The 3,280-nt window shown below is 57.5% G+C and carries 3 protein-coding genes and 1 pseudogene; 2 read left to right on the top strand and 2 right to left on the bottom strand.

Annotated elements, in window-relative coordinates:
• Positions 1–72: pseudogene (locus tag ACRESJ_RS26580) on the bottom strand (outer membrane protein assembly factor BamE); the annotation flags it as partial.
• Positions 73–169: 97 nt separating this feature from the next.
• Between ACRESJ_RS26580 and fur the strand changes: the two are divergent.
• Entirely contained in the window at positions 170–574 is a 405-nt protein-coding gene (gene fur, locus ACRESJ_RS26585; protein WP_003197684.1) for a ferric iron uptake transcriptional regulator, read from the top strand.
• Between the two features lie 73 nt (positions 575–647).
• Here fur and recN read toward each other — a convergent pair whose 3' ends face one another.
• Positions 648–2,321 (bottom strand): DNA repair protein RecN, encoded by a 1,674-nt coding sequence (gene recN / locus ACRESJ_RS26590; protein ID WP_431760522.1) that lies wholly within the window; start codon positions 2,319–2,321, stop codon positions 648–650.
• Positions 2,322–2,561: 240 nt separating this feature from the next.
• Between recN and grpE the strand changes: the two genes are divergently transcribed.
• Positions 2,562–3,128, top strand: a complete 567-nt coding sequence (gene grpE, locus ACRESJ_RS26595) for a nucleotide exchange factor GrpE (RefSeq protein ID WP_431760523.1) — start codon at positions 2,562–2,564, stop codon at positions 3,126–3,128.
• Positions 3,129–3,280 lie beyond the last annotated feature (152 nt).

Here is a 3,280-nt window from a genome sequence, read left to right on the forward strand (position 1 = left end):
GAATGAACAACCGGCGAGTGCGAGCAGTCCCACAAAGGTGAAACTGGTTAGCAAGAGCTTGGTGTTTTGCATCGGTGGGCGACTTCCACTATCTTGGCTGGGACAACGTAAACGCCGATCATACCCGCATTAAGAGTAGCTGCGAAGCAGCATCGCGAGAAAGCTGACCATGGTTGAAAATAGCGAACTACGCAAAGCCGGCCTCAAAGTGACCCTGCCACGGGTCAAAATTCTGCAAATGCTCGATTCCGCCGAGCAGCGCCACATGAGTGCTGAAGATGTTTACAAGGCACTGATGGAGGCTGGCGAGGACGTCGGTCTGGCCACGGTTTACCGTGTACTGACCCAGTTCGAGGCAGCTGGCCTTGTGGTGCGGCACAACTTCGACGGAGGCCATGCGGTCTTCGAACTGGACGACGGCAAGCATCACGACCATATGGTCAACGTCGAGACCAGTGAAGTGATCGAATTCTTCGACGAAGAAATCGAACGTCTGCAGAAAGCCATCGTCGACAAGTATGGTTTCGAGATGGTTGATCACAACCTGGTGCTGTACGTACGCAAGAAAAAGTAAGCATGTCGCGCGAACCCGGTTCGCGATACGAACGAAGGCGACCTCAGGGTCGCCTTCGTGCTTTCTGCTGTTACTAAACTTTTGCGGTAACGACCATTTTCCTGGCGTGAGCCAGGGATTCGCGGGTGAGATCAATGCCCCCCAGCATCCGAGCCACTTCTTCTACGCGATCATTCTTGTTCAGCTTGGACACCGCAGTGCGCGTGGCATCTTCGCCACGCACTTTGTGCACGAATAGATGCTGATGTCCCTGTGCTGCCACTTGCGGCAGGTGGGTCACTGTCAGTACCTGACCTCGCTCTCCAAGTCGACGCAGTAATTGGCCGACGATCTCGGCAGTCGGGCCGCCGATGCCCACGTCCACTTCGTCGAACACCAGTGTCGGGATACGTGAGGTTTGCGCAGTGATTACCTGGATGGCCAGACTGATTCGCGATAGCTCGCCTCCCGATGCCACTTTCGCCAGTGCTTTCAGCGGTTGCCCCGGGTTGGCGCTGACCAGTAATTCCACCTGTTCGCGCCCATTCGGGTGCAGTTCATCACCACTGTTGGGACGTAATTCGATGGTGAAGCGTCCGCCAGGCATGCCCAGACGCTGGATTTCCTGTTCCACGGCACTGGCCAGGCTGCTCGATGCCTGGTGACGTAGATCGCTGAGTTCCCGAGCCTTTTCCAGGTAATGACGGGCATAGGCCGCCAGCTCGTCGCTCAGGCGCTCAATGGATTCGTCGTTGGCGTTCAGGGTTTCGATTTCATCCAGCAATTTCTGCTGCATGTCGGCGACTTCAGTTGGCTGAATGCGGTGTTTGCGCGCCAGGGTGTAGATCGCGTCCAGGCGCTCTTCCAGATACTGCAGGCGTGATGGGTCGGCGTCGAAGTTGTCGAGGAAGCGGTTCAATTCACCCACGGCTTCCTCGACCTGGATCTGCGCGCTGGTCAGCAGGCTGCTGGCCTCGCCCAGTGCACCGATCGAACTATTCACGCTGGACAAGCGATTGAGGCTGGCGGTGAGCGCGTTCAGCACATTGCCGGAATCACTTTCGCTGCATTGCTCGACGACCTGCCGGCAGATGCCCAACAAGGTTTCGGCGTTGGTCAGGTTCTTGTGTTCCTGTTCCAGCTGTTCCAGTTCGTTGTCGCCCAGGCCGAGGTTTTCCAGCTCTTCGAGTTGATAGCTGAGTAGTTGATGGCGCGCGCGCTGCTCATCGCCGGAATTGGAGAGCCGCTCCAGCTCCAGGCGCGTCTGCCGCCAGCGTTGGGCGGCCAGTTGTACTTGGCGGGCAAGGTCCGTTGCGCCGGCATATTCATCAAGAAGACGGCGATGGGTGTCAGTCTTGAGCAGGGATTGGTGCTCGTGCTGGCTGTGGATATCAATCAACAACTCGCCCAGGGCCTTGAGATCGCCCAGCGGGCAGGGCGTGCCGTTGATGTAGCCGCGTGAGCGTCCTTCGGAGGTGATCACCCGGCGCAGAATGCACGGGCCATCGTTCTCAAGGTCGCGCTCGGCCAGCCATGTGCTGGCTTCCGGAATGTCGGCAAGATCGAAGGTTGCCAGGATATCGGCTTTATCCGCGCCGGGGCGGACCACGCCGCTGTCGGCGCGATCACCGAGGGTAAGGCCGAGGGCGTCGAGCATGATCGACTTGCCGGCGCCGGTTTCCCCTGTGATCACGCTCATTCCGCGATCAAGTTCGAGATCGAGATGTTCAACGATGGCGTAGTTGTGTACGGACAGGTGCACCAGCATAAAGGCCGCTCCCAGGCTTTAGGTCTGGTTATTTATACAGTGTTTTGTTTCTGGCTGACAATGCCCTCATTTAGCTCGTTTCGCTTGGCCCGACGAAATCCTTAGCGCGCCAGGGAATGACAATGTTGAGCTTTTTGTAGGGTTAATCACATTGAGCCCCTTGAAGCCGGATTTTGCGGCCCCATATAGCTGGGCAGAAGCGCGGGTCGAGCTCGCGGACGATATTGAAAGGAGAATTCTATGGCTGACGAACAGACAGTGGATACGCAAAATCTAGACGCCGATCAGGCTCCTCAGGCTTCGGGTGATGACCTGGCGGCTCGTGTACAAGTGCTCGAAGAGCAACTGGCAGGCGCCCAGGATCAGGCTTTGCGTGTGGCCGCCGATCTGCAGAACGTCCGCCGTCGCGCCGAGCAGGACGTAGAAAAGGCTCACAAGTTCGCATTGGAAAAATTCGCCGGCGACCTGCTGCCGATCATCGACAGCCTGGAGCGCGGCCTGGAATTATCCAGCCCGGATGACGAAAGCATCCGTCCAATGCGTGAAGGGATCGAGCTGACCCTGAAAATGTTCCAGGACACCCTGAAGCGCTATCAGCTGGAAGCGATCGATCCGCATGGCGAACCGTTCAACGCCGTTCTTCATCAGGCAATGGCCATGCAGGAAAGCGCTGACGTCGAGCCGAACAGTGTGCTGAAGGTGTTCCAGAAGGGCTACCAGCTCAATGGCCGCTTGCTGCGCCCGGCAATGGTCGTGGTCAGCAAGGCGCCAGCGCCGGTTTCGCCTTCGATTGACGAGCAGGCTTGAAATTAGCCGCAAGGCCCCCATTTAGAAGTCAAGCGTTTAAGTGCTACCGCAGTTAGCCACCACTGCTGCGGCAACCAAATCCAAAGTTTCGGGAGAGTGAACATGGGCAAAATTATCGGTATCGACCTGGGGACTACCAACTCCTGCGTCTC

It is taken from the genome of Pseudomonas sp., from assembly GCF_050739655.1.
GTDB lineage: Bacteria > Pseudomonadota > Gammaproteobacteria > Pseudomonadales > Pseudomonadaceae > Aquipseudomonas.